This window comes from Anaerococcus sp. Marseille-P3915, assembly GCF_900258475.1.
GTDB classification, from domain to species: domain Bacteria; phylum Bacillota; class Clostridia; order Tissierellales; family Peptoniphilaceae; genus Anaerococcus; species Anaerococcus kampingae.
The window spans coordinates 302,426-327,932 of the sequence record NZ_LT984887.1 but is presented as its reverse complement, the minus strand read 5'-3'; the positions used below and the strand labels follow the sequence as shown (position 1 = coordinate 327,932).

Annotated in this window: 21 protein-coding genes and 1 pseudogene; 3 read left to right on the top strand and 19 right to left on the bottom strand. The window is 31.1% G+C overall.

What is annotated here, in order from left to right; all coding sequences use genetic code 11:
- Positions 1 to 28: 28 nt before the first annotated feature.
- From C8269_RS01540 to C8269_RS01525, 4 genes are all read right to left on the bottom strand, one after another.
- Positions 29 to 2,158, bottom strand: a complete 2,130-nt coding sequence (locus C8269_RS01540; protein WP_106460097.1) for a catalase — start codon at positions 2,156 to 2,158, stop codon at positions 29 to 31.
- 220 nt (positions 2,159 to 2,378) lie between these two features.
- Entirely contained in the window at positions 2,379 to 3,275 is an 897-nt protein-coding gene (locus C8269_RS01535) for an NERD domain-containing protein (RefSeq protein WP_106460096.1), read from the bottom strand.
- 18 nt (positions 3,276 to 3,293) lie between these two features.
- Complete coding sequence (locus C8269_RS01530) at positions 3,294 to 3,554, bottom strand: DUF2700 domain-containing protein (protein ID WP_106460095.1); 261 nt, start codon at positions 3,552 to 3,554, stop codon at positions 3,294 to 3,296.
- A 12-nt stretch (positions 3,555 to 3,566) separates the two neighbouring features.
- Positions 3,567 to 5,339 (bottom strand): recombinase family protein, encoded by a 1,773-nt coding sequence (locus C8269_RS01525; protein ID WP_106460094.1) that lies wholly within the window; start codon positions 5,337 to 5,339, stop codon positions 3,567 to 3,569.
- Between the two features lie 271 nt (positions 5,340 to 5,610).
- Between C8269_RS01525 and C8269_RS01520 the strand changes: the two genes are divergently transcribed.
- Positions 5,611 to 6,786, top strand: coding sequence for an IS110 family transposase (locus C8269_RS01520; protein WP_106460093.1), 1,176 nt, complete (start codon positions 5,611 to 5,613; stop codon positions 6,784 to 6,786).
- A gap of 141 nt (positions 6,787 to 6,927) precedes the next feature.
- Here C8269_RS01520 and C8269_RS10850 read toward each other — a convergent pair whose 3' ends face one another.
- Complete coding sequence (locus C8269_RS10850) at positions 6,928 to 7,077, bottom strand: hypothetical protein (RefSeq protein WP_199792141.1); 150 nt, start codon at positions 7,075 to 7,077, stop codon at positions 6,928 to 6,930.
- Positions 7,078 to 7,350: 273 nt separating this feature from the next.
- On the opposite strand from C8269_RS10850, the gene C8269_RS01515 reads away from it, so the two are divergent.
- Positions 7,351 to 8,526, top strand: a complete 1,176-nt coding sequence (locus tag C8269_RS01515) for an IS110 family transposase (RefSeq protein WP_106460092.1) — start codon at positions 7,351 to 7,353, stop codon at positions 8,524 to 8,526.
- 620 nt (positions 8,527 to 9,146) lie between these two features.
- Here C8269_RS01515 and C8269_RS01510 read toward each other — a convergent pair.
- From C8269_RS01510 to C8269_RS01445, 14 genes and pseudogenes are all read right to left on the bottom strand, one after another.
- Positions 9,147 to 10,538: an ABC transporter ATP-binding protein gene (locus C8269_RS01510; RefSeq protein WP_106460091.1), complete on the bottom strand. Its 1,392-nt coding sequence runs from the start codon at positions 10,536 to 10,538 to the stop codon at positions 9,147 to 9,149.
- A complete protein-coding gene (locus C8269_RS01505) occupies positions 10,535 to 11,263 on the bottom strand; it encodes an energy-coupling factor transporter transmembrane component T (RefSeq protein ID WP_002836981.1) in 729 nt (242 codons plus the stop codon). The genes C8269_RS01510 and C8269_RS01505 overlap by 4 nt, the downstream gene beginning before the upstream one ends.
- The gene (locus tag C8269_RS01500) at positions 11,263 to 11,853 is read right to left on the bottom strand and encodes an MptD family putative ECF transporter S component (RefSeq protein WP_106460090.1); all 591 of its coding nucleotides are present in this window, start codon (positions 11,851 to 11,853) and stop codon (positions 11,263 to 11,265) included. The genes C8269_RS01505 and C8269_RS01500 overlap by 1 nt, the downstream gene beginning before the upstream one ends.
- Positions 11,854 to 11,878: 25 nt before the next feature.
- The gene (locus C8269_RS01495) at positions 11,879 to 13,603 is read right to left on the bottom strand and encodes an ABC transporter ATP-binding protein (RefSeq protein WP_106460089.1); all 1,725 of its coding nucleotides are present in this window, start codon (positions 13,601 to 13,603) and stop codon (positions 11,879 to 11,881) included.
- Entirely contained in the window at positions 13,600 to 15,369 is a 1,770-nt protein-coding gene (locus C8269_RS01490; RefSeq protein WP_106460088.1) for an ABC transporter ATP-binding protein, read from the bottom strand. Before C8269_RS01490 ends, C8269_RS01495 begins: the two co-directional genes overlap by 4 nt.
- A 107-nt stretch (positions 15,370 to 15,476) precedes the next feature.
- The gene (locus C8269_RS01485; protein ID WP_106460087.1) at positions 15,477 to 16,091 is read right to left on the bottom strand and encodes a TetR/AcrR family transcriptional regulator; all 615 of its coding nucleotides are present in this window, start codon (positions 16,089 to 16,091) and stop codon (positions 15,477 to 15,479) included.
- A gap of 229 nt (positions 16,092 to 16,320) precedes the next feature.
- Positions 16,321 to 16,482, bottom strand: a pseudogene (locus C8269_RS01480) (sigma-70 family RNA polymerase sigma factor); the annotation flags it as partial.
- 9 nt (positions 16,483 to 16,491) lie between these two features.
- Complete coding sequence (locus C8269_RS01475) at positions 16,492 to 18,228, bottom strand: ABC transporter ATP-binding protein (RefSeq protein WP_106460086.1); 1,737 nt, start codon at positions 18,226 to 18,228, stop codon at positions 16,492 to 16,494.
- Positions 18,221 to 20,080: an ABC transporter ATP-binding protein gene (locus C8269_RS01470; protein WP_442778132.1), complete on the bottom strand. Its 1,860-nt coding sequence runs from the start codon at positions 20,078 to 20,080 to the stop codon at positions 18,221 to 18,223. Before C8269_RS01470 ends, C8269_RS01475 begins: the two co-directional genes overlap by 8 nt.
- Positions 20,081 to 20,117: 37 nt before the next feature.
- Positions 20,118 to 21,470: an MATE family efflux transporter gene (locus tag C8269_RS01465; protein WP_106460085.1), complete on the bottom strand. Its 1,353-nt coding sequence runs from the start codon at positions 21,468 to 21,470 to the stop codon at positions 20,118 to 20,120.
- Between the two features lie 12 nt (positions 21,471 to 21,482).
- Complete coding sequence (locus tag C8269_RS01460; RefSeq protein WP_106460084.1) at positions 21,483 to 22,931, bottom strand: ABC transporter ATP-binding protein; 1,449 nt, start codon at positions 22,929 to 22,931, stop codon at positions 21,483 to 21,485.
- Entirely contained in the window at positions 22,928 to 23,608 is a 681-nt protein-coding gene (locus tag C8269_RS01455; protein ID WP_012291072.1) for an energy-coupling factor transporter transmembrane component T family protein, read from the bottom strand. Before C8269_RS01455 ends, C8269_RS01460 begins: the two co-directional genes overlap by 4 nt.
- A complete protein-coding gene (locus tag C8269_RS01450; protein WP_106460083.1) occupies positions 23,608 to 24,186 on the bottom strand; it encodes an MptD family putative ECF transporter S component in 579 nt (192 codons plus the stop codon). Before C8269_RS01450 ends, C8269_RS01455 begins: the two co-directional genes overlap by 1 nt.
- 51 nt (positions 24,187 to 24,237) lie before the next feature.
- Complete coding sequence (locus tag C8269_RS01445) at positions 24,238 to 24,810, bottom strand: TetR/AcrR family transcriptional regulator (RefSeq protein ID WP_106460082.1); 573 nt, start codon at positions 24,808 to 24,810, stop codon at positions 24,238 to 24,240.
- Between the two features lie 292 nt (positions 24,811 to 25,102).
- Between C8269_RS01445 and C8269_RS01440 the strand changes: the two genes are divergently transcribed.
- Positions 25,103 to 25,444: a plasmid mobilization protein gene (locus C8269_RS01440; RefSeq protein WP_106460081.1), complete on the top strand. Its 342-nt coding sequence runs from the start codon at positions 25,103 to 25,105 to the stop codon at positions 25,442 to 25,444.
- Positions 25,445 to 25,507: the final 63 nt, after the last annotated feature.

Sequence of the window (25,507 nt, the reverse complement as noted above, 5' to 3'; positions counted from 1 at the left end):
GAGCTTGGGAAATCCCAAGCCCTATAACCTATATTGAACCATCCCTATCCCAGAATCTTTGCTTAGTTAAGTTTTCTATAAACTTATCAATTTCCTTCATGTCCTTACTTACAATGACTCCAGGAGCCTTCTGTTGCTCCTTATCTAAGATTGCCTCAGGATCTCCTATTAACCATATTGGTTTATAGTGTTTGAAAGTTTCATCTACAAATTCACCAACATTTTTACTAAAATCTTTAGAAGGTTTTTCAGGAACTACAACTATGAGAGCATCTTCTAAAACTGGATGGATTGTCTCATACCTATGGTCTACCTTTTGTCCATCTTTAGTATCCTTAAGATTGCCTTGGATAATTTCTGCCTTAGCCTTATTATCTTTTATCTTCTTTACAAGAGATTTAAAGTCAAAATCATCATCATCATCATCAGAATAAATACCAACTTTTAAGGTATCTGGCTTAAAGATTGTGTTAGCTTGAGCAAATTCTGGCATCTTTACTTTCTTAGCTTCCTTACTTGGCTTAAGGCCAACAGGATCAAAGCCACGATCAGCGTCTGGCTTATCTGCACCAATATTTTTAGCAATTTCTTCTGCCATTTTCATATCAACGTTTGCAAACATATCTACAACATTTTGCCTAATTTCTTCCCTTTGGACCTTTGATAGTTCAAAAGAAAAGGCATTTATAATATGTTCTTGCTCAACCTTACTAATTGACTTATAGAAGGCTGTAGCCTGGCTAAAGTGGTCTCTAAAACTATCATCTCTTGCCTTTATAACTTGGCCATCAATTTTTTCTTGATAATGTTCATAGCCACCATTTTCTGGGCTTTCATAATATGGAGATTGGTCATCTATAGTTGATTTATGATAAGCTACTGGGCCCTTATTTATCATATGTTGGTGCCAGCCATCTCTTTGGTTATTGTGGACTCCAACTACTGGTCTATTTATTGGAATTTGTGCAAAATTTGGTCCACCCAGCCTTAATAACTGAGTATCTGTGTAGGAGAAAAGTCTGCCTTGTAATAGTGGGTCATTTGAAAAATCAATACCAGGTATTACATTGCCTGGATTAAAAGCAACTTGCTCTGTTTCTGCAAAGTAATTATCTACATTTCTATTAAAGATCATTTCCCCAATTTTTACCTTTGGAATATCTTCTTCTGGCCAAACCTTAGTTGGATCTAGGATATCAAATGGGAAGTCATGCTCTTTTTCAACAGGAAGAATTTGGACACAGAAATCCCAAACTGGGTAAGAGCCTTCATCAATGGCATCATACATATCTTTTCTTTGACTATCTGGATCATTACCAGATACCTTTAAGGTTTCATCCCATACTCTAGAGTGGACTCCTAGTTGTGGGTTCCATTGATATCTAACAAAGCATGCCTTACCTTCTTTATTTATCCATCTAAAAGTATGGACTCCAAAACCATCAACCATGCGTAGACTTAAAGGAATTGCCCTATCACTCATTTGCCACATAACCATATGAGCGGACTCTTGGTTACGAGTTACAAAATCCCAAAAAGTATCGTGGGCTGATTGGGCTTGAGGTACTTCTGTATCTGGTTCTGGTTTAACAGCATGGACAAAATCTGGGAATTTTATTGCATCTTGGATAATAAATACTGGCACATTATTTCCAACTATGTCATAATTTCCTTCTTCGGTATAAAATTTTATAGCAAAACCACGCACATCACGAGGTGTATCTGTAGAGCCCCTAAAGCCTGCTACAGTAGATATCCTTGAAAATAATGGGGTTTCTTTGTTATGGCCTGAAAATAGGCATGCTTTTGTGTACTTACTCATATCCTTGGTAGATTTAAAAATCCCATGGGCACCTACACCACGAGCGTGGACAATTCTTTCAGGAATTCTCTCATGGTCAAAGTGCATGATTTTTTCTCTTAGATGAAAGTCTTCAAGAAGAGTAGGTCCTCTCCTGCCAGCCTTAAGGGAAAATTCATCTTCAGCCATCTTTAGGCCCTTATTGGTTGTAAAAGCCTTCCCCTTATTATCAACCTTATTTTTTTCCAAATCTTTAATCTTGGCATTATCCTTAACAGGTTTTACCTTTTCAGCTCCTTTTGGTGTCAAAGGTGCTTTAATAAAATCATGTTGACCTTTATCATTCTTTTTTGCCATATTTTCCTCCTATTAATTTACTCTCTCAATTAGTGTTTACCCATTTTCCATCAAAGTATGCGAAAATAGATAAATAAAAATCCAGTTTAAAAACCGGACTTAAATTTCTTATATATGATATGTTGCAAAGTTTTTTTGAGAATAAATGGATTTATTCAGTCAACAAATCTTTTTAATTTAATAGTATCACAACTAAAATTACAAGCTATCTTATAAAAAATTATGCCTTAATACTTTCCACATAAGTACAAGTTGGATAATTAGTACAGCCTAGAAAAGATCCATATCTACCAGTTCTTATTTCAAGAGGACTTCCGCATTTTGGGCAAAGCTTGATACTTTCATTCTTTTCTTTTTTCATATCTAGCTTAGCTTCCTTCTCTTTAACCTCTTCCTTTGTTATTTTAGATTTTGATTCTTCCGATTTTTCAATCTTCTTACTTGGGGATTTTTTTGTCTCGCTTGTAGAACCTGTTTGGGTTTTAAGCTTATTTTTCTTAGCTTCTTTTATGTTTTTAACATGGTCTCTGTTGCTTATATTTAGCCTATTTCCCTGGATTATTTCTAAAATCTTTTCTAATTCATCTTTATCGATTATATCTTCATTAGATAATTTTTCTATTTCTTTTGAGACCTGCGACATCTTACAAACTACAGATTCCTTAAGCTTTACTTTAATTTCTGCTTCTGGAGAAAAGGCTATAATAGAAAAGTATTTCATATTAGGATACAAATCTTTTAAAATATTTTCTACAGCCTTTATATGGGCGTAATTTTGTAAGATTGGATTCATGAAAGTTTTCTTGTTACCATAAATGTTTTGAGTCCAGTTTTTGCCAAATTCAGACCCATATATCCAGCCCTTATAGTTTTTAGTTTCTATAGAAAAAATCCCATAAGTTGATACTACAAGATGATCAATTTGGGTAGACTTTGTAGTCCCTCCTGCATTTTCTAATACTAAATTATTAATCACCTTATATTTTTCCTTATCTAGGCTATTAAGTTTAATTTTAACTATAGATTCACCCATGTGGCCTTTTATTTTGGGCAAGAACATTTTAAGGACAAAGACAAAGGCCAAAAATATAGCTAATTGAATATAAATATCATACATAAGCGCACCTCGCTTAAATCATTTCTTAATGTTCATCCCAATTACCATGCCTAGCATCATACCAATAGATAAGCCAATCGCCATATTATCAGCATCTATAAGCATTGAGATAGCCATTCCCAAGCACATTCCTATAGTCATGCCTTCAGTCATATAATTATTATCTTCTGTACTCGCTGCTATAAGATCTTTATTTTTATTTTTTCTAACTATTAAAAGAATATAAATAGCCAGAACAAGAATTATTAAGGCAAAAAATAATATTTTATATATATCCATTCCTAGCTCCTCTCAAGTAAAGCAATTGCCTCTAAATGCGTTGTCTTTTGATTGGGGACATAATTTTTTATCCTCGTCATTCTTGTAGGAACACAATTTATTAATGTCATTGTCTTTGGCATTCTTTCTTTTATCTTTAAAATTATTAGAATCTTGACTATCTTTAACTCCTGTTTTGAAATAGAATGTTAAGTCATAAGGATGAACTTTTCCGTCTTTGTCAATTCTGCCCACCACAACTTTATCAACTATGCTTTCAAATACTGTTCTGTTAAATTCCTCTATAATTTCTTTGTTTTCTAAGACCTTTTTAAATTGCTTTAATCTTTCTTTAATAGAGTCTTCATCTTTTATCGTTAGTTCCAATGTTTTCTTTTCATCAACTAATTCTTCTTTTTGTTTTGTTAGTTTTTTATACTTTTTAGCATAAACTTCTTCGTCTATACTATCCTCCAAATGAAGATCAACTAACTTTCTTTCTTGACTAATGATTCTATTTAATTGACTTTCTATCTTTTTCAGATCCTTGACTAAAGTATTATCATTTATTTCTTCTTCAACAATTTTTAAAAAGTCATCTATTACTGTTGAATCTGCATGGCATAATTGCCTATAGCTTTCAACAAAAGCTTTTTCTATTGCCGCTTCTTGTATTCCCTTTGAATGAGGGCAATATTTTTTACCTCTTTTTGTTGACCTTACACACTGCCAATTAATTTTTTTGTAAATTGAACTTGTGTGCCAAGTTCTTCTTGACAGTATTTCGCCACAAAATCCACATTCCAGCATACTTGAAAAAGCATATTGCCTTGATAGTTTTTCTCTTTTTCTATCCTTGTTAGCAATAGTGTTTCTGTTTTGTGCTCTTCTGAGTCTAATCTCTTGTGCCTTTTCAAAATCTTCTTTTGATATAATTGGCTCGTGATGATTTTCAATGTGATATTTATCAGATTCTCCAAAATTTGCTAGTCTTCTTTTTGTTATTGGATCAACTGTAAAGGTCTTTCCCATTAGTATATCGCCAATATACTTTTCATTCTTAATTATTCCTAACACTGTAGTGTCAGACCATTTTGTTTTACCTCTAGGAGTGAGATAACCTTGTTCTTCTAGTTCTCTACCAATGACTGAGCCACCGTTGCCCTCTAGATATCTTTTAAAGATGTATCTAACAATTTTAGCTTCCTCTTCATTTATAGATATAGTTTTTGTTGTAGGGTCATAGTCGTAGCCAAGACAACCTTGAAAACCAATAAGCTCCCCCTTTTCCATTTTCATTTTCAGTCCTTTTTTTACATGGGCTGAGGTATTTTCTACTTCTTGTTGAGCTACTGAACTTAATATTGTTAATAATAGCTCTCCATCCATTGTCAAAGTATCTATATTTTCTTCTTCAAATACTACACCAACATTGTTTTCCTTTAATAGTCTTACATACTTTAAGGTATCTAATGTATTTCTATCAAATCTTGATATAGATTTTGTTATTATCATGTCTATATCTCCATTTTGGCAATCACTTATTAGTCTCATGAAATCTGCTCTTTTAGTTGCAGTTGTTCCTGTGGTTGCTTCATCTGCGTATATACCAGCCAAAGTCCAGTTCTTATTACTTTTTATTAGATTTGTGTAATAATCAACTTGCGATTTATATGATTCAAGTTGGTCTTTACTATCTGTACTTACTCGACAATATGCTGCAACACGTTTTAAATCTAAATCTAGTGCATTTCTATTTCTTGCTCCTGTATTTGAAGCTTTTATTAATTTTACTTTAGTATTCATTTTACCTCCTCGTATATTGGAGATGTAGTAAAAACACTACAATTTATTCTCAATCCCATTTTCTTATGGGATAATAATTGTATAGATAGAGGTCGTAGTTCACCTCCTTGAAGCTTGTCTTCCCGCGGAAGGGTTACGCCTCTACTTTACGTCCTTATCAGTATGAGCTGGATAGCACATTTTGTTGCTGTATGTCTAACGAGGTTTGATTGTCGTAAAGTTCCTGAGGGGTCTTTCTCTATCTAAATTTATATTAGAGTTAGGTGATTTTATGTTTTATGTAGGTATTGATATTGCTAAGAATAACCATGAAGCTTCTATTATTGATTCTAATGGAAAGCTTGTTACTGGTTCTTTTTCCTTTTCTAATTCTGTTAGAGGTTTAGAAAAGTTTAAGAGAATTATTTCTTCTTTTTCTCTTTCATCTAACAATTGTATTATTGGTATGGAAGCTACAGGTCATTATTGGGTAAGTCTTTATTCTTTCTTAATTGATTTAGGATTTACTTGCATTGCTATCAATCCTATTCAATCAGATGCCTTTAGAAAAATGTATATTAGAAAAACCAAGAATGATTCGGTTGATTCCTTTATCATAGCTCAAATTTTAAGGTTTGGTGAGTTTTCAGTTTCTCATTTTTCTGATGAGGATACTTTTGCTTTAAGAAATCTTTCTAGATACAGGTTTGCTCTTGTTGATGAAGTTAGTGATTGGAAAAGAAAGCTTGTTGCTATATTAGATCAGGTATTTCCAGAATATTCTTCACTTTTTTCTAATATTTATGGTGTTACTTCTAAAGAGCTTTTGAGTAAGTATCCTTTACCTGAGGATATTCTTTCTATTTCTGCTAATGAACTTGCTGAACTTTTATCAAAATGTAGCAAAGGTCGTTTTGGTATTGATAAAGCAAAAGAAATTCAAGATAAGGCTTCTAATTCGTTTGGTATTAAGTTTGCTTTAAAATCTTTTTCTTTTCAAATTAAACAAATTATTAATCAAATTTCTTTCCTAGAAGATCAAATATTAGATATTGAAGAAGAAATTTCTTCTATGCTAAATTATTTATGTCCCGTTATTACAACTATCACAGGAATAGGCGATATATTAGGCGCTTCTATATTTTCAGAAATTGGTGATATCTCACGTTTTGAAAAAGCTAGCCAATTAGTTGCCTATGCAGGCTTAGATGTTGCAGTTAAACAATCAGGAAATTTCAATGCTACTGACACTAAAATATCTAAACGTGGTTCTCCTTATCTTAGACGTGCTATTTGGATTGCTGCTAATGTTGCAGCATTTAAAGATCCTGCCTTATCCTTGTATTATCAAAAACTCAGACAAAGAGGAAAGGCTCATGGTACAGCTATTGGTGCAGTTGCTAGAAAGCTAACAAACATAATATTTGCCGTTTTAAGGGATAACAAAGCTTATATCCCTAATATTTAGTTATCATAATTCATAATTTCTAAGCCTAAATTTTAGGCTTATTTGACGTGCCGTAAATTACAAGATTAATTATTTTTTGATTTTTTCTTGACATTTGATAGCTGGTCTTCCCATTTTGTGTCTTTCTACAGTATTATTTTATCATAAAATTAATTGTTTTCTATCAATTTCCTTGTAATCTTTTTCTATTCTAGTCTTTATTTTGGTGAATTCTTTATCATTTATTAAATTGAGTTCATAAAGTCTACAGAGCATAGCAACTCTCATACTATAAATTTTTATTGCTTGCATTTTAACCTCCTCGTATATTATAGTTGTAGTAATAAATACTACATTTTGTTCTCAATCCCACTTTCTTATGGGATAATAATTGTATAGATAGAGGTCGTAGTTAACCTCCTTGAAGCTAGTCTTCCCAATTTAGGGTTACGCCTCTTCTTTACGTCTTTATCAGTATGAGCTGGATAGCACATTTCGTTGCTGTATGTCTAACGAGGTTTGATTGTCGTAAAGTTCTTGAGGGTCTTTTCTCTATCTAAATTTATATTAAAGCTAGGTGATTTTATGTTTTACATTGGTGTTGATATTGCAAAGAACAACCACGAAGCCTCAATAATTGATTCTGATGGGAAACTTGTTTCTGAGTCCTTTTCTTTTTCTAATTCTATTAGGGGTTTAGAGAAGTTTCAGAAATTTATTTCCTCTTTTTCGATTGATTCTAACAATTGTATTATTGGTATGGAAGCTACTGGCCATTATTGGCTTTCGCTTTATTCTTTCTTAATTGATTTAGGTTTTTCTTGTATTGTTATTAATCCTATTCAATCTGATGCTTTTAGAAAGATGTATATTAGACAGACTAAGAATGATTCTGTTGATTCTTTTGTTATTGCTCAAATTCTTAGGTTCGGTGAGTTTTCTGTTTCTCATTTTTCTGATGAGGATACTTTTGCTTTAAGAAATCTTTCTAGGTTCAGGTTTGCTCTTGTTGATGAAGCTTCTGATTGGAAGAGAAAGCTTGTTTGTATTTTAGATCAGGTTTTCCCTGAGTATTCTTCGCTTTTTTCTAATATTTATGGTGTGGCTTCTAAGGAGCTTTTGAGTAAGTATCCTTTGCCTGAGGATATGATTTCTATTCCTGCTGATGAGCTTGCTAAGATGTTGTCTAAGTGTAGTAAGGGTCGCTTTGGTATTGATAAGGCTAAAGAAATTCAAGAGAAGGCTTCTAATTCTTTTGGTGTTAAGTTTGCTTTAAAGTCTTTTTCTTTTCAAATTAAACAGATTATTGCTCAAATTTCTTTTCTTGAAGATCAGATAGCTGATATTGAAGATGAAATTTCTTCTATGATTAATTCTTTATGCCCTGTTATTACTTCTATCACCGGTATTGGTGATGTCTTAGGTGCTGCTATTTTCTCAGAAATTGGTGATATTTCTCGTTTTGAGAGAGCTAATCAGTTGGTTGCTTATGCTGGTTTAGATGTTGCTGTTAAGCAATCTGGCAATTTTAATGCTACTGATACTAAGATTTCTAAACGTGGTTCTCCTTATCTTAGACGTGCTATTTGGCTTGCTGCTAGTGTTGCTGCTTTTAAAGATCCTGCTTTGTCTGTTTATTATCAAAAGCTTAGACAAAGGGGTAAAGCTCATGGTACAGCTATTGGTGCAGTTGCTAGAAAACTTACTAACATTATTTTTGCTGTTTTGAGAGATAACAAAACTTACATACCGAATATTTAGTTGTTATTTAGTTTTTCTAAGCCTAATTTTTAGGCTTATTTGATGTGCCATAAATTACAAGATTAATTATTTTTTATTTTCTCTTGACATTTGATAGCTGGTCTNAGAGATAACAAAACTTACATACCGAATATTTAGTTGTTATTTAGTTTTTCTAAGCCTAATTTTTAGGCTTATTTGATGTGCCATAAATTACAAGATTAATTATTTTTTATTTTCTCTTGACATTTGATAGCTGGTCTATATAAGTTGATTTTTTTACCTTGGTAAGTGGAATAAATTTGAAATATACTAATCTCACCTAAGCAATTTCAAAAATATTTGCACTTCAAAGTATTTTGATTTTTATAAAAAGATGACAAAATACCCCTCACTTTATAAAGTGAAATTTGCCCTCTTTGGTAACCAAAATTTTTATTTTTCTATGTAATTTTGAGTTTCAATGATTAATTTGAGCATAAAAAAATGAGGACTTATGCTACTAGGCATAAATCCTCAAAAATAAAAAAATATTATAAGGTTTATATTATAGGATATTCTAAAAAATACTATTCATAACTTCTCGTTTTTCTTGCGTTTTTATCATATGTCCCTCTTGCAATTTACTAATATATGCATTTTCATAAATACGTGAAATCAATCACTTTATCACAAACTGACTCTAAAAACTCAACATCATGGGATATTATTAAAATCAACTTATCTTCTTCCTTTACTTTCTTTATGCTTTTAGCTACTATTTTCATATTTCTATAGTCCAATCCACTGGTTGGTTCATCGAAAAATAGAATTTTCTTGTCGGATAGTAAAGCGGATAAGATAATTACTCTCTGTTTTTGTCCTCCTGACAAGGTGTGAGGATTCCTATCACTGATATTTTTCAACTCCATATCTTTTAACCAAGTATCTAAAGCATTATCATCTTTAATATTTGATGTTAATACTATTTCATCTTTAACGCTGTCCGTGAATAACTGACAGTTCACTTCCTGCATAATAAGCAGGCTCTCATTTAGCCTACTTTTTATATTTAAATTCTCATCATCTTTTAAAATTTTACCTTTATTTTCTTTGTTTAAGCCACATATAATTTTTGCTAATGTAGACTTCCCAATTCCATTTTCTCCAACAATTCCAATAATATTCCCATAAAAAAATTTAAGATCCTCAATGGACAAAATTATTTTGGTATTTCTTTTGAATATTAGATTTTTTAACTCTAATAAAGTCCCTTTATTTGAAGTTTCAAAATCATCAAATCTTTCAATAGCTTTATAATCAGAATGCCTAAGTCCTGTTCTCATTCGTTCATCTTCACTTAGATTTTCAATTTCGTCCATACTATATTCTCTGATGATTTTTCCATCCTCTAAGTATATTGCTCTATCAACAATGTCTTTTAAATACCACAACCTGTGTTCTGCAATAATAATAGTTTTTCCTAAAGATTTAAGCTTTTTTATTGTAAGCGATAGTTCTTTCATTGACTTTATGTCTAAGCTTGAAGATGGTTCATCAAGAATAAATATCTCAGGGTTTAATGCGTAAATGCTTGCTATAGCAATCTTCTGCTTTTCTCCTCCAGAAAGATTGAATATATTTTTATTCATCAAGTTTTCAAGATGAAGCTCTTTTTCAACTTCTTCAATCCTTTTGTTAATTACTTCTCTTTCTATTCCATAATTTCCTAAACCAAAAGCAATTTCATCGGTTGTATTGGTTGTATAAAATTGTGTTTTAGGATTTTGAAAAACCGAGCCTACATTATTAGATAATTTAAAAATTGGTGTAGTAAATGTATTCATACCATTGACCATAACACTGCCAGAAATGTCCCCATCATAAAACTCAGGTATTATACCGTTCATAAGCTTTAATAGAGTCGACTTTCCGCAACCGCTCCTACCACACAGAAGAATGCATTCCCCTTTTTTGATTTTCAAATTTATATCTTTTAATGAGTAATCAGATCCTCCCTTATACTTAAAACTTAATTCTCTAATTTCAATCATAAGTCCCACCCTGATACTTTCATAAATATTACTATTGATAAAATTAAAATCATAAGAATTAGAACACCAATATCATTTTTTCTAAACTTAATTAGGTGTCTACTTGTTTTGTTAACAGGAGCATCGAGTCCCCTTATAATAGCTGATTGAGAGAGCTCATCCCCAATTTCTATCACACTTACGAACAATGGCACAAAAAAATATTCCATAATTAATGTTGGTCTTCTTGTTAAATTGATTAAGTTAAAATTAATTCCTCGAGTTTTCATCGCCATATTTATATGACTCCATTCGTCTTTAATAGTAGGCAAACATCTAAATATTACAGAAATCATTATGAGCGAGTCTTTTGAAAGTTTTAATTTTTGCAAAGTTGCCACTGCACTGGAAACAGATGTTGAATTTAAAATCCATTTACCCACGATAATACATGGCAGAAATTTTCTTCCAATTGCCAAGATAAATAAAATTAAATTCAAAAGAAAATTCATACTAAAATAGGCTAAAGATTTTTCCAATACTACACTTATTACAAAAAATAAAATATACCTTATAGTGGATTTTTTATAACCATCGCTAATAATAATGACAAGGAAAAATAATGTAATAAGGCTTTGATAGATCCAATCAAACCCTAAAAAAATTAAAATATTCGCACCTATAAGCAAGATAAGTTTTGTTCTGAGGTCATATTTTGACCCCAGAACAAACTTTGAATTTTCCATTATAAAACTCCTGCGGATTCCAACTTTTTATTTAATATTTTTTTTGTAAAATAAGAACCAATCAAAGAGAATATAAATGTTCCTATAATCATAACTGGTAACATCCATATTGGTGTCCATGCTCTTACTGTGTTACAAAAGCTTTGATCTAATTTACCTTTTATTAAACTTTCAAAAAATGCTTCTCTCATAAGCCAAATTGGTAAGAATCCTCCAAATAAGTTTAGAGAAAAAAACATATGACTAATTGTATTTTTCTTAAAGTCTGTATAATTTCCACCTTTTGCTATGAACATAGCAATTATTCCGGCAGGCACTGCCACTAATGGTGCAATTGGAATATGCCCAGTTGCAACTAATAAAATACTTGGTAAAATAGCTGCTATTACAATAGCAGTAGCTGACTTTGTCTTTGCAAGAAGCATATGATAGGTTGGTGCAGCAAATAGTGCTACAAGCATAGGCATTAGTAAAAATAAAACAGGGACAGGCATAGATATTGCCCCAATGACTGCATATGTTACAAAGTAAAGTGCAATTAAAACACCGGCTGTAACTGCATTTTTTGATGATTTCTTTTGTGTTTTCATAAATTTCCTCCTTTAAAATTGATTGTTACTGTACAATCTTCCATTCTTTAGACTTTTCTTGATAATTCCATAAGTCTTTATATAGTCCTTCATTTTTAATAAGTTCTTCATGTTTCCCAACTTCTTCTACCTTTCCTTTGTTTAAAACAACAATTTTATCAGCTCCCATTACGCTCCTTAATTTATGAGCTACAACCACAACTGTTTTATTTTTAATTAAATTTGATATTGCTTCCTGTATAATAAGTTCATTTTCAGGATCAAGTGAAGATGTTGCTTCATCAAGTAGTATTATTGGTGCATTTTTTAATATTGCTCTCGCTATTGATATTCTTTGTTTCTCACCTCCAGACAGAGTCGCTCCTCCTTGTCCAATCATAGTGTCAAATCCATCATCTTTTTTGACTATAAAGTCATAAGCTCCTGCCATTTTTGCAGCATTCATGATTTCATCTTTACTTGCATCTTCATTTCCAAATTTTATATTGTTATAAATTGTGTCTTTAAAAAGATACACATCTTGAAAAACAACAGAAAATTTATCCATTAATTTATCAGGGTCGGCTGTTAGCAAATCTACTCCACCAATTTTAATTGTCCCTTCATTAGGATCATAAAATCTGGAAATTAATTTAATTAGTGTAGATTTTCCAGAGCCAGAGTAACCAACAAAAGCAGTTAATTCATTTTCATTAATGTCTAATGAAACATTATCGATAACCTTAGATTCCTTGTAAGAAAATGAAACATCGTGGATTTCAATTTTGTTGCTTTCGTTTACATCGCAATTTCCTGACATAGGTTTAGCGTTAAGTAAGTTAATGATTCTCTCTCCTGAAACTGATGCCATTTGTAGACCTGTATAATTTACAAGTGCAAGCTCCAAGGGATCAAAAATCCTTGTGCCTACAAATAAGAACATTAAAAATGTATCAATTTCCAAAGATCCATTTATAAACAAATATGAACCCGCTAAACTCATCAAAGGAAGTCCTATTCTTAAAATCATACTTGCTATAGTAGTTAATGAACCAACTCCTTTCTCACTCTTAATATTTGCGTCTCTCGAGTTATCTATATCTTCTTCAAGCTTTGTTAATGTATCATCTAAGCTGTTATATGCTTTTAGAGTCTTAATAGCATCCAAATATTCGTTTATATCTTCTTCCTCTTTTATCCTCATTTTCTTTGTTTTCAAATAAATTTTTTTCTGAAAGTTTTGCATGAGTGTAAGAAGTAGAACAGAAATCGGCAATCCAATAAGTGTTGCTATTCCCATTTTTACATTAATTATCAAAAATAATATTGAGCAAAGAACCGCTACACATATGCCACTGAAAAATTGAGGTAATTGATGCGTTACTGCCGTTTCAACTTTGAAAAAATCATTCATTAATGTATCTAAGATCTCTGCTGAACTTTTTCCTGAAATATAACCTATCGGCAGTTTTCTTATGTGGTCTGCAAGCTCTATTCTTCCATCTGCACTTGTCTTGTATCCAAGTTCATAGGTATATTTTGTGGCTAAATTTTCCAATAAGAATGTTATTAAGAAAAATACTGCCATTATCCCAAAATACTTCCATAAAAGGCTCGTATCTATACTATCTGCACCTCTATTTAAAAATAGTGTTTCTACAATTTTCGCCAAAGCAATAAATGGTATAAGGTTGAAAATAGATGCCAAAACATTTAAAATAATTGATTTTCTTATATTATTCATCTTTCCTAATGTAATATTTCTTATCATTCATTCTCACTCCCTTCTATATCCATTTGCCAAATATTTGTCTTCTTATAAATATCAAAGAGTCGCTTATATATTCCATCTGCAAGGATTAAATCTTCATGCTTACCTCTTTCTGCAATTTTTCCATCAGATACTACTAAAATTTGATTTGCATTCTCTATGGTATTTAACCTATGAGCAATCATGACAACTGTCTTATCTTTAACCAATTCAGACAAAGCTTCCTGCATAAGATATTCATTTTCAGAATCAGCAAAACTTGTTGCCTCGTCTAATACTAATATTGGTGCGTCCTTTAAAATCGCTCTTGCTACAGCAATACGTTGTTTCTCTCCTCCAGATAAATAAGTCCCTTTACCCAAAACAGTGTCATACCCATCAGGAAGTTTTACAATAAAATCATGACATCTTGCTTTTTTACATGCTTTTATGACATCCTCTTTTGTAGAACCTGTCTTTGCCATAGCAACATTATTGAAGACTGTATCTGTGATAAGATCACTGTCTTGAAAAACGAATGCTATCCTCTCCATTAAGGCGTTCATCGGAATATTTTTTATATTAACTCCACCAATTTTAATAGAGCCTTCTGAAGGATCGTAAAATCTGGGTATTAGCGTTCCAATGGTAGATTTGCCTGCTCCCGAATAGCCAACTAATGCTGTAACTTCTCCTTGTTTAGCACAGAAGCTTATATTCTTTAAAACCTCTTCATCTCCATAAGAAAAGCTTACATTCTCGAATTCAAGATCATGACCTTTTATCTCTTCCTCGATATTTTCAATTGCCAATTCTTTTTGATCTATAATTTCGTAGATTCTCAAAACAACTTCATTTAGTAAATTCATTCCTTCTGCAAAATCTCTAAGTTTTAATGCAGGTACGCTAATGGCAGGTGCAAGAATCAAATAGAAAATAAAAACTATAGCAAAATCCAAGTTATTATTTCGTGACATTAAAAGTATTCCTACTGGAACTATGAATGTAGCAACAGATAAAATAAACATTCTAAATGAGACAAATCCTGGTCTTATCATTGATGTCATCGAACTTGTAAAATCTCTATATTCTCCTACTGATTTTGAAAAAGTTTTAAATGATTTTGCTCCTGTTCCAAATATTTTCACTTCCGGCATACCTTTAACGTATTCAGTAGTTGCTGAATTAATTTGATCCAGAATCGCAAAGTTCTTCTCAAGTCCACCCGACTTTATAATCTTTGCCATGATTGCAATCTGAATTCCTAAACCGACAAATATAATTAACAAAGTCGTAAGACCTAATATTAAATTTATCTTCAACATAACAATTATCATTGCTAAAATTAGCGCTAAAGTTGAAATTAAATTTGGTAATTGATGAGAAAAATATCCCTCAATTTGATTCATGTCTGATCCTAATACTTGCCTTATTTTTGACTTGTTGTCTCCGGTAAAAAAACCTAAAGGAAGATTCCCAATATGAAATAATATCTTCTTTTTTAAGTTAGCTATTAAAACATATGAAAACTTATGGCATAAAATACCGCCAATGTAAGTTAAGCAGTATGACAACACCACTGCTGCAAGTCCATAGATGCAGAACTGTATTGTACTTTGTTCTAATTTTCCATATAAAAATAGAGATTTTATGACTTTGTATATCACCAAAATTGGACAAATACTTAATAGCATCCCAAGACTAACAAATAATATTCCTCCTACAAGTTGTCCATTTTTTATTTCACTGTAGGAAATAATATCTTTGATAGATTTCTTCTTTTTCATCTAAAACATACCTCCTTACCGAACGAGTTCGTTCATTTGCCTTAAAACTAATACAAGGAAAACACCGTTGATGTTTCCCTTGTAAAATACTTATATTTTATTTTTCTCTAATGAGGTCTTTGAAATAGTTCGCTTATTATTCCAAAGGCTTCACTTGAATTTGTTTTGTTTTCTCCCTTAATAATATAGTCATTATATATTGTTCCAACAGCTCCGTATAAAATAAAAGTTGCAAAACTTCTCACATTTTCTCTGTTTATTCCCATATTATTTTCTATTTTTTTATTTTCAATTCCTTCAATTATAAACTCTGAATATACATCTATAAATTTTCCAATGTAATGAATCAATTCCCATAGCCTGTAAGAGTTATCTGTAATTGAATTCTCTTTTGAAAAATTATATCTTGTCGTAAACTGACCGATATCTTTTACTATAAGTTCTCTTACAATTTTTATTCTTTCTTCGTAATCCATTTCCTTATTTTGAAGTATATACAACTTATTTTTTAGTTTTTCTTCAAAATATGTTTCCATACAAGCCAAGAAAATATCTTCTTTTGATTTGAAATAATAATAAAACATTCCCGGCGCTCCGTTAACTTCTGCGAGAATATCTCGCACAGAAACTTTCTCATATCCATCCTTTTCAAAAAGTCTGGATGCTATATTTATAAGCTCCTGTTTTCTTTCTTCTGGATCTTTTACATTTCTCTTTGTCAAAACCTCACCACCTATTGACCGACACTCGTTCTTTTAATAAAGATTATCATTTTCTTACACTTTTGTCAATAGTACCCTGAATTTATATTATGAATGTGGTATAATTTTATTTACTATAAATAAGCACGCTTAACGCTTATAGTCTTAATTACACAATAACAGGGTCTGTAAATAATTTTTTGTATCAACCTAAATCCTGTTTAAAGGGTAATGGTTGATACATTTTTTATGCTTCAATCATCATTGGTGTAGCTATAACTTTTTCTACATCAACATTTTTATCTTCTAGATTATCTTCAAAATTCCCATCATGGTTTAGAGGAAAAAAGAGCAAGTGGTTTTTCTTGTCCACCTGCTCTAAATATTTTTCATGTTCAAAGACTTTAAATATTTCTTTCTATCAGTTATTTAATTTCCATGATTCCGCCTTAGCTTTTGCATTTATAAGGTCAGAATAAAGTCCATCATTCTTAATCAGTTCTTCATGATTTCCACGTTCTACTATCTCTCCATCTTTTAAGACTAAGATTTGATCTGCATTTCTTATGGTTTTTAGTCTGTGGGCAATCATAATTACTGTTTTGTTTTTTGTTAATGATTCTATTGCTTCTTTAAGTTTATCTTCATTTTCTGGATCTATACTTGCTGTGGCTTCATCAAAGATAATTATATCTGCATCTTTTAGCATGGCTCTGGCTATGGAGATTCTTTGTTTTTCTCCACCAGATAGGCTTGCTCCACCTTCCCCAATAATAGTGTCATATCCTTCTGGTAAAGCTTCTATGAATTCATGACATCTTGCTTTTTTTGCAGCTTGAACTACTTCTTCATGGCTCGCATTTTGTTTTCCAAATTTTATATTATTTTCAATTGTATCTTCAAATAGGTATACATCCTGAAAGACCATTGAAATAGAATTCATTAAGTTTTCTATCTTATAGTCTTTTATATTTTTTCCACCAATTAAAATCTCGCCAGAATTTACATCCCAAAATCTCGCTATGAGATTACAAAATGTTGTTTTACCAGATCCAGATGGACCAACAATAGCAGTCATAGTATTTTCTTTTATCTCTGCTGATACATTTTTTAAAATTGGTCTGTCATCATAAGAAAAAGAAACATCTTTAAAGACTATATCGTGATTTCGTATAGACTCTGAAACTTCTCCTTCTTTCATATCAGGCATTGAGTCTATAAAGCCAACTGAATCTATAGCATTTTCGCAAGCTCTTAGGATTGCCATGTTTGATCCTGCACCGATTAGTCCTTCAAAGATTATAAAGGATGCCATAATCATAAGAATTGTTTCGGCAAGCGGAAGTTCACCAGATAAATTTAATTTTAGAGATACATAGACCATAGCTACTGTTGTTATTCCCATTACAATTCTTTGAATAACTGTGTATGGTGCAACAGATTTTTCTAGGTCTAAGAGTATTCTTGATGTATCTTTTATAGACTTTCTCAAAGCCCTGTTATTTTCTCCACCAAGATTATAGGATTTTATAACCTGCATACCTTGTAAAGTTGCCAATACTTCTTTTGTAAGTCTTGTTTGTGTTTCTGTCATTTTATCTGCATTAGCTGATGATTTTTTCTCCATCATTGATGTTACTATAAAGAATACTATTACACCCACCACTGCAACAAGCCCTACCTTTACATTAAATATTAAAGTTCCAAGGACAAAGACTAAAGTATTTAAAACTCCACCAAGTACAAGAACCAAAAGCATAGGCACCCACATTTCTGCTTGGGAAAGTGAAGATGTGGCAATTGTAGTTAATCTTCCAAGTGAAAAGCTTGAAAAGAAACCCATAGGAACTCTTTTAATTTTTTCTCCTATTTCTATTCTCTTATGGGCTGCCATAAAATATCCAGCGTGTGTTTGTGCCATCTGTGAAATTTTTAGTGTCATAATTTTGCCAACAAGAGATATTACTAATATGCCGAGACAAATAAAGATTGCCTTATAGTCTAAAGTTTTAGAGAATATATTTACTAGCATATAGTAAATTGCACCAAACTCAAGGGCATTAAATACTGCGTGCAAAAATCCAGCGAGAATGGATTTCTTAATATTTACCTGTTCTTCTTTTGAAAAATTCCATATCTTTTTAAACACATTAAGCATTTTCATCACCCCTTAAATTTGCAGCATACATTTCCTTATAAAGTTCTGATGAATTTAATAGTTCTTCATGAGTACCATAAGAATTTAATTTGCCATCTTTAATAACAAATATCCTATCTGCATCAACAATTGTCTTTAACCTATGAGCGATTATGATTAAAGTTTTACCCTTAACTAGATTTGCCAAGGCGTTTTGTATGAGAGCTTCATTTTCAGGATCTATATAAGAAGTTGCTTCATCTAAAATTACGATTGGTGCATTCTTTAGCATGGCACGAGCAATAGATATTCTTTGTCTTTCTCCTCCAGATAGATGACCTCCACCTTCGCCAACTCTTGTATCATAACCATTAGATAGATTCATAATAAAATCATGGCAGGCAGATTTTTTACATACATCTATAATTTCTTCGTCAGAGGCATTCTTATTTCCAAGCCTAATATTTTCCTTTATAGTCATATCAAATAGGAAATTGTCTTGGGATACAAAAGAAATAAGTGAAGACAAGTTTTCGAGCGACACATCTTTTGTTTCTACTCCGCCAATTTTAATAGATCCCTTATCTACATTCCAAAATCCAGCAATAAGTTTTGCTATTGTGGACTTACCTGACCCAGAAGGACCAACGAGTGCTGAAACATTAGATTCTTTTATTTCCATAGAAAGATTATCAATGACTTTCTTTTTTCCATCGTAAGAAAAGTCTACGTCTTGAAGTTCTATATTATAGGATTCTATTTTTTCTCCCTTGTCAATATTTTCTAACTCTTTTGAATCTAAAATTTTTCCTATTTCAGAAGTTATAGTTGATATTCTTGACATATCATCCATATAGTTCATGATTTTTAAAATGCTAGAAACCGTAGCAAAGGATAAGACGATTAAGGTAATTAAATTTCCTAAATCAATACTTCCCTTTATATAAAATAAAATCCCAAAAGGTATGATTGTAATAATTCCCATAGGAGATAAGAGTCTTCCTATGGCAACCCTATTCATAGATTCACCCATCCAGTTATAATAAAAGCTTGCATTGTCATAAACGCTATCCGCATATTTTTTATAAGATGATTCGCTTTGATTAAAGGTCTTTATTACTTCTATCCCATTTATATACTCAACAATGGAATTATTCATATGTTGACCAATGGCAACTGACTTTCCAAACATTTCCTTATAATGAGCATTCATAACAGACATCATGGTAGCCATTCCCACCACAAATGGAATTAGTGATAGCAAGGTCAATCGCCAATCTAAGGTAAACATATAAATAAATAATAGAATAGGTCCTACTAAATTTGCCGTAAATTCTGGCACTAGGTGGGCAAGTGAAGTTTCCATAGAATCAACTTGCTCAACTATAATATTTTTTAATTCTCCAGATGATCTTGAAAGAACATCTCCCAATGGCATCTTGAAAAGTTTCTTAGAAATATCATTTCTGATTTCTCCTAATGAGTTAAAAGTTGCGGTATGGGAAATACTTGTTGATATTCCTGCTGCCACTTCTTTAATAACAAATGTTATTAAAATACNATCTCCCAATGGCATCTTGAAAAGTTTCTTAGAAATATCATTTCTGATTTCTCCTAATGAGTTAAAAGTTGCGGTATGGGAAATACTTGTTGATATTCCTGCTGCCACTTCTTTAATAACAAATGTTATTAAAATACTTATACAAAGTGAAGTATATAAACTCGTATCGCTTACGCCATTAATCAAATTTACAATAATTTTCGCCATGTATATATAAGAAAAAAGCCCAGCCACTACTCCAATTATTGCCAGTAAGATTGACATAAAATATGAGCCTTTTCTTTTATTTACATATTCTTTTACTAAATTCACTTTAAAACCTCCTTTAGTAATATTTTTAAATAGTTTATTATATTTTTTTTATTTCAGAGGGCATTCTATTAAGCTCTCCAATCATCATTGCTATTCCAGCTAAAATCATAATTAAATCTACAAGAGGTTCAGCAAACCATACTGCCTTAACTCCAAATGTCATTGGTAGAATAATCATGGCAGGAACGAATAAAAATAATTGTCTTAGCATGACGATTATGCCTGCCTTTTTAGCATTTCCTATTGCTTGGAAGAATGTTATAGACATAACCATTACTCCATATAAGATAAATATAGAATAAAATAGTCTAAAGTTTCCTACTCCCTGAGTTATAATACTTTCTTCTACTCCAAATAGGGAAAGGATGTTTTTTGAAAATAATAAGACTGGTAGCCAAAATATGGCTGCAAGAACAAGTCCTCCAATGGAGAATACCTTCATTGCCTCCTTTACCCTGTCATATCTTTTTGCTCCAAAGTTTGTACCAACAACAGGTTGCAAGCCTTGACTCATTCCCCAAAGTGGAATAAAGGAAAAGGCATATATTCTTAAAGTTGCTGCCATTAAGATAGCATTTGTATCTCCTCCATATTTAAATGACATTTTATATAGCATTGTTTGTTGAATCATAAATAAAATTTGCATCATCATAGCAGATGACCCTACGCCAAACATTTCTTTTTTTATTTCCTGATCAGGTTTGATTTTATTTATTTTTACTGCTTTACTTTTATATTTGAAGTAATGGAGTGTTATTATCGCTTGAACAAATTGTGCTGTAATAGTTGCAAGTGCAGCCCCTTCTATTGCGTATCTTCCCATTAATTTCATTAGAATTGGATCAAGAATTATGTTTAAAAAAGCCCCTAGCCCCATAATGAGCATTGCTTTTTTCATTAATCCTTCTCCACGCATAACCATGTTTGCTGATTGAGTAAAGTTTACAAATAAAGAACCAATGAAAATTACTCGTAAATATCTGATACCATATTCTTTAATTTCTCCACTTGCTCCAACCATATCTAAAAAATGTGGTGCAAGTAAAATTCCGCCTATTGTAATAATTGATGAGAATAGAATAACCCAAAAGATTAAATTCCCCATAATTTTATCAACTGTTTTTTGGTCACCCTTTCCTATAGCTCTTGATAAAACTGATGCTGAACCTACACCTATGAGTGTAGATACTCCACTATTAAAAAAGGTAAGTGGCATAGCTACACCACAAGCTGTCATTGCAGTTTGTCCTATAATATTTCCTGCAAAAATTCCATCCATTAGTGGATAAAGACCTATTACTATCATTCCTATTACAGCAGGGATAGATAATTGAAAAAGTAAATCTATAGGTCTTTTTGTTAATAATTGTTCTTTCATATCTTGTTTCAAAAAATCAACTCCTTACACAATCAGTCCATCTTTAATAAATTTCAAAATATCTTTTTCATGTCCTTGAACATATACTTTCTTATATCCATCTTCTTCAAGCATTAACACAGAATTACAAACTTTAAAAATAAGTTCTATATCATGAGTTATTATGGCAAAAGGATATATTTTTGAATATCTTTTTATTATTTCAGAAATATCATTCATTCTCTTGTAATCTAAACCTGACGTAGGTTCATCAAGAATTATTAGTTTTCTACCACTTAAACAAGCAGTTAATAGTGCAAGTCTTTGTTTTTGTCCACCAGATAGATTTTGTGGATGGTCATACCTATTTTCCCAAAGGTCAATATGTTTTAATTCGTTTCTAAGTCTATTTAAATATCCAACGTCATTAATTCTATCTTTTTGTAAAAGCTCATTTTCCACCGTATCAAAAAATATTTGGTATTCTACATCTTGCATCATATAATAAGAGTTTCTTAATCTTTCTTTTTTATTTCTCCCAAAGCTTGTCTTGCCTTTAAAGTTTAATAAACCAGCTAAAGATCTTGCAAGAGTCGTTTTACCTACTCCATTTTTACCTATAATCGCCATTATCTCATTTTCATATAAGCTTATATTTAAATTTTTTATTAATTCTTTTTTACCAATAGAAATACCAACTCCTCTTATATCCTCAACTACATTTTGGGAATTATCAATATTTTCAGATAGCAAAAAATTATAGTTAGTTGTTCTTAAAGAGTAATTTTTACAATCCTCTTCTGTTAATTCACCTTTTTTAAAGACTTTTTCGATTTTACCATCTTTCATATACAGAAAACGATCATATAAATCATTTAAATAGAACAATCTATGCTCAGATATTATTATCGTTTTTCCTAAGGATTTTAATTGTTCAAGAATATTTTTAAGTTCGACTATTCCCCTATAGTCTAAATTTGATGATGGTTCATCAAAGAAAATTATTTTAGTATCATAAACAAGAGTAGATGAGATAGCAACTTTTTGCTTTTGTCCACCTGATAAAGAATTGATATTTCTATATTTTAAATTTTCAATTCCCATCACACTCAAAGAGTCATCAACTCTTTTCTTTAATCCTGAAAGCTCCATTCCTAAATTTTCTCCAACAAAGGCAAGCTCATCCTCAACAATATTTGCGAAAAACTGATCTGTTGGATTTTGAAAAACATTTCCTATATATTTTGCCAATTCTCCATTTTTATATTGCGAAATATTTTTTCCTAAAATAGATACTTGTCCATATAATTGTCCTTGATAATGATTCGGAATTAAACCATTTAATATTCTTGTTAGAGTAGTTTTTCCACAACCAGATAAACCACTTATAACAACAAGTTCCCCTTCTTTAATATTTAGCTCTATATCTTTTAAAATCACCTTATCATTTCCATCATAAGAGAATTTTTTAATATCAGCTTCTATTACATTCATATTGACCTCCACAATAAGAAAATAGCTAAAAGTAAGAATACGATATCAAAAAATTTAAAAGTTATTTTATGATAATTGGTCCTTTCCCCTCTATATTCTGCTCCTTTAGATATAATAGATGAAGTCAAAGTTTCACTCACTTGCAAACATTTATAGATAAGAGGGATGAAGTAAAGTTCAAAAGACCTAACAGGATGGAGGGGACTTAATCTTAGCCCCCTTACCTTCATGCCATTCTTTATTTCTTTAATCCTTAACCCCATCTCTGATATAAACTTCATTCCTATCACTATGCTTAGAGCAAACACATTTGGAATGTGTAAAAACTTAAGTGAACTCATCATTTTAAGTGGTGATGTATTCACAAGAATACCGCCAATAATAAATATCGGAAAGAGTTTTAATACGATTTCTACAAGACCTAAAATTGCATTTCCACCTATTCCTAAGTCTATAATAGTTAATGTTTTGCCAACAATTAACAAGATAAGAACTGTTGCTAGTTGTTTAATAAATTGTTTTAAGGAAAAAGTTAAGGTTAGAAACATTGATATTCCTATCATAATATAGTAGCCAATATCATCTGTTATAAATAATATAATCGAAAACGCTAAAATTAAAACAAATAAGATTATAGGATTTACAAGACAGTTGTCATCTCTCCTTATGTTTTCCATTACAATATTCCTGATTTTTTACTCTTTTTAAAAAACTTATTATTTATATATAATCCAAATCTTCCTGCTATTAATACCAAAACGATATTAATGCCTATTGAGATTAGCATTGCCTTTGGTGTAAAAAAGGCATCCATAAAGGCAGCCTGTTCTTTTGTAAATACGCTAAAAACTTCAACAATTTTTTCTGGTCCAAGTAATCTTACAAATGTCATTGCGTGCATTGAAATAACAAACATTCCAGCAGATAATGCTAAAGCAACTCTATTATCATTTTTATAGTTACCTATAATTAATTCTGCTACAATAGCTGCGATGGCATTTACTATAAGCATTGGCCAATATCCACTTAAAGCATAAAATACACCCAGCAACATGAAAAATATAAAAGCTATTCCTCTTTTTTGTAATTTTTTAGCCATAATTATAAATGGCGGAGCTACTACAAAGGAAGAAAATCCTGCCGCTATATATAAGGATAAAGTTCCTAACATTCCTGTAGCTGTTGATACAGCCATGTTTAATATAAACGCCACTACTGTAAAAATTGTAACTTGTACGACATCTTTTAATTTCATATAAACCTCCAATTTAAGATATATTTTTTCTTTCTGAGTAAACCCTAAGATTTACTTAGCATTATTATCTAAGATAATTCCTATCATTTTTTTTAATGCAAGTTTGTTCTTCACAAAATTTTCTCTTGCATTTAGAACTTCACAACCTAGAATAAATGTGTTAATCAAATCAGTTATTAATTCGATAGCTTCACTTAATTCACCCCTTACATCTTCATCAAATAACATTAGAATACTATCAGATGATGATTTTTTTAGTTTCTTATATAAGTCTTTTAACTTATCGTCATGATTTAATTCCTGCAAAAACATTGCATAAATTGAAACATAGTCACTCTGATATAGCATTTTTTCTAAAATAATCTCAGATAAAACTTCGCTAAAATCCTGACTTGTTTTATTCATCTCATCATAGATTATCTTCTCTCTGTATTTATTTCCTTCTAACATAATGTCGTATAAAATTTCATAGGTAGAACCATAATGATGATACAAACCACCTCTAGAAAGCCCAGTAGCTTCCATAATGTCATTCATAACTGTATTTCTAAATCCCTTATCCAAAAAGACTTTCATAGCTGCTTGTCTAATCTGCTTTTTTCTTTCATCAGCTTCCATTTTCATTTCATAAATAACCTCCAAACCGACACTGTTGTCGGTATTATTATATCAACACTGATAATCATTGTCAATAGCTTCGCTTATACTTCTTTATTAATTTCTTTAAATGCGGTATAATCAATAAAATTGAATAAACGCTTAACGCTTATAACTTTAATAGCAAGCACAGTAAGTGAGTACCCACTTACGAAAAATTGATGAAGCAGAACCTTTATGGACTGCTTCTTTTTTTATCAATTTTACCTTGTTAGGGAGAGCCCTAAGATCCCAATATTTTATGATAAGGAGATATACTATGGATAATAGAAAAAGAAATAATCAACTAAAAATATATTTAACAGATGAAGAAAAAGAAATTTTTGAAAAGAAAATGAAACTTGCAAATTGCAAAACAATGTCCCACTTTCTTAGAAAATGTGTATTAGAAAAAGAAATTTATATTGTAGACCTGGAACCATTTAGGAATCTCCAATGGTTACTTTCAAATGCAACAAATAATATAAACCAGATTGCCAAGGCTACTAATACAACTGGTGTTATTTACAAAAATGAAATTGAATCTATGAATAATCAGATAGAAAAATTATCAAGAGAAATATGGCAGATTCATTCCCTACTTCTTAATAAATCAAAATGAAATTTATTATATAAGTCAAAATTTAATTTATAAATACATTAAATATCAGATGAGAAATTCTAC

Excerpts from the sequence above, each read along its gene's own strand:
- C8269_RS01540 (WP_106460097.1), bottom strand. The coding sequence starts at position 2,158 with ATGGCAAAAAAGAATGATAAAGGTCAACATGATTTTATTAAAGCACCT.
- C8269_RS01535 (WP_106460096.1), bottom strand. The coding sequence starts at position 3,275 with ATGTATGATATTTATATTCAATTAGCTATATTTTTGGCCTTTGTCTTT.
- C8269_RS01530 (WP_106460095.1), bottom strand. The coding sequence starts at position 3,554 with ATGGATATATATAAAATATTATTTTTTGCCTTAATAATTCTTGTTCTG.
- C8269_RS01525 (WP_106460094.1), bottom strand. The coding sequence starts at position 5,339 with ATGAATACTAAAGTAAAATTAATAAAAGCTTCAAATACAGGAGCAAGA.
- C8269_RS01520 (WP_106460093.1), top strand. The coding sequence starts at position 5,611 with ATGTTTTATGTAGGTATTGATATTGCTAAGAATAACCATGAAGCTTCT.
- C8269_RS10850 (WP_199792141.1), bottom strand. The coding sequence starts at position 7,077 with ATGCAAGCAATAAAAATTTATAGTATGAGAGTTGCTATGCTCTGTAGA.
- C8269_RS01515 (WP_106460092.1), top strand. The coding sequence starts at position 7,351 with ATGTTTTACATTGGTGTTGATATTGCAAAGAACAACCACGAAGCCTCA.
- C8269_RS01510 (WP_106460091.1), bottom strand. The coding sequence starts at position 10,538 with ATGATTGAAATTAGAGAATTAAGTTTTAAGTATAAGGGAGGATCTGAT.
- C8269_RS01505 (WP_002836981.1), bottom strand. The coding sequence starts at position 11,263 with ATGGAAAATTCAAAGTTTGTTCTGGGGTCAAAATATGACCTCAGAACA.
- C8269_RS01500 (WP_106460090.1), bottom strand. The coding sequence starts at position 11,853 with ATGAAAACACAAAAGAAATCATCAAAAAATGCAGTTACAGCCGGTGTT.
- C8269_RS01495 (WP_106460089.1), bottom strand. The coding sequence starts at position 13,603 with ATGATAAGAAATATTACATTAGGAAAGATGAATAATATAAGAAAATCA.
- C8269_RS01490 (WP_106460088.1), bottom strand. The coding sequence starts at position 15,369 with ATGAAAAAGAAGAAATCTATCAAAGATATTATTTCCTACAGTGAAATA.
- C8269_RS01475 (WP_106460086.1), bottom strand. The coding sequence starts at position 18,228 with ATGCTTAATGTGTTTAAAAAGATATGGAATTTTTCAAAAGAAGAACAG.
- C8269_RS01460 (WP_106460084.1), bottom strand. The coding sequence starts at position 22,931 with ATGAATGTAATAGAAGCTGATATTAAAAAATTCTCTTATGATGGAAAT.
- C8269_RS01455 (WP_012291072.1), bottom strand. The coding sequence starts at position 23,608 with ATGGAAAACATAAGGAGAGATGACAACTGTCTTGTAAATCCTATAATC.
- C8269_RS01450 (WP_106460083.1), bottom strand. The coding sequence starts at position 24,186 with ATGAAATTAAAAGATGTCGTACAAGTTACAATTTTTACAGTAGTGGCG.
- C8269_RS01445 (WP_106460082.1), bottom strand. The coding sequence starts at position 24,810 with ATGAAAATGGAAGCTGATGAAAGAAAAAAGCAGATTAGACAAGCAGCT.
- C8269_RS01440 (WP_106460081.1), top strand. The coding sequence starts at position 25,103 with ATGGATAATAGAAAAAGAAATAATCAACTAAAAATATATTTAACAGAT.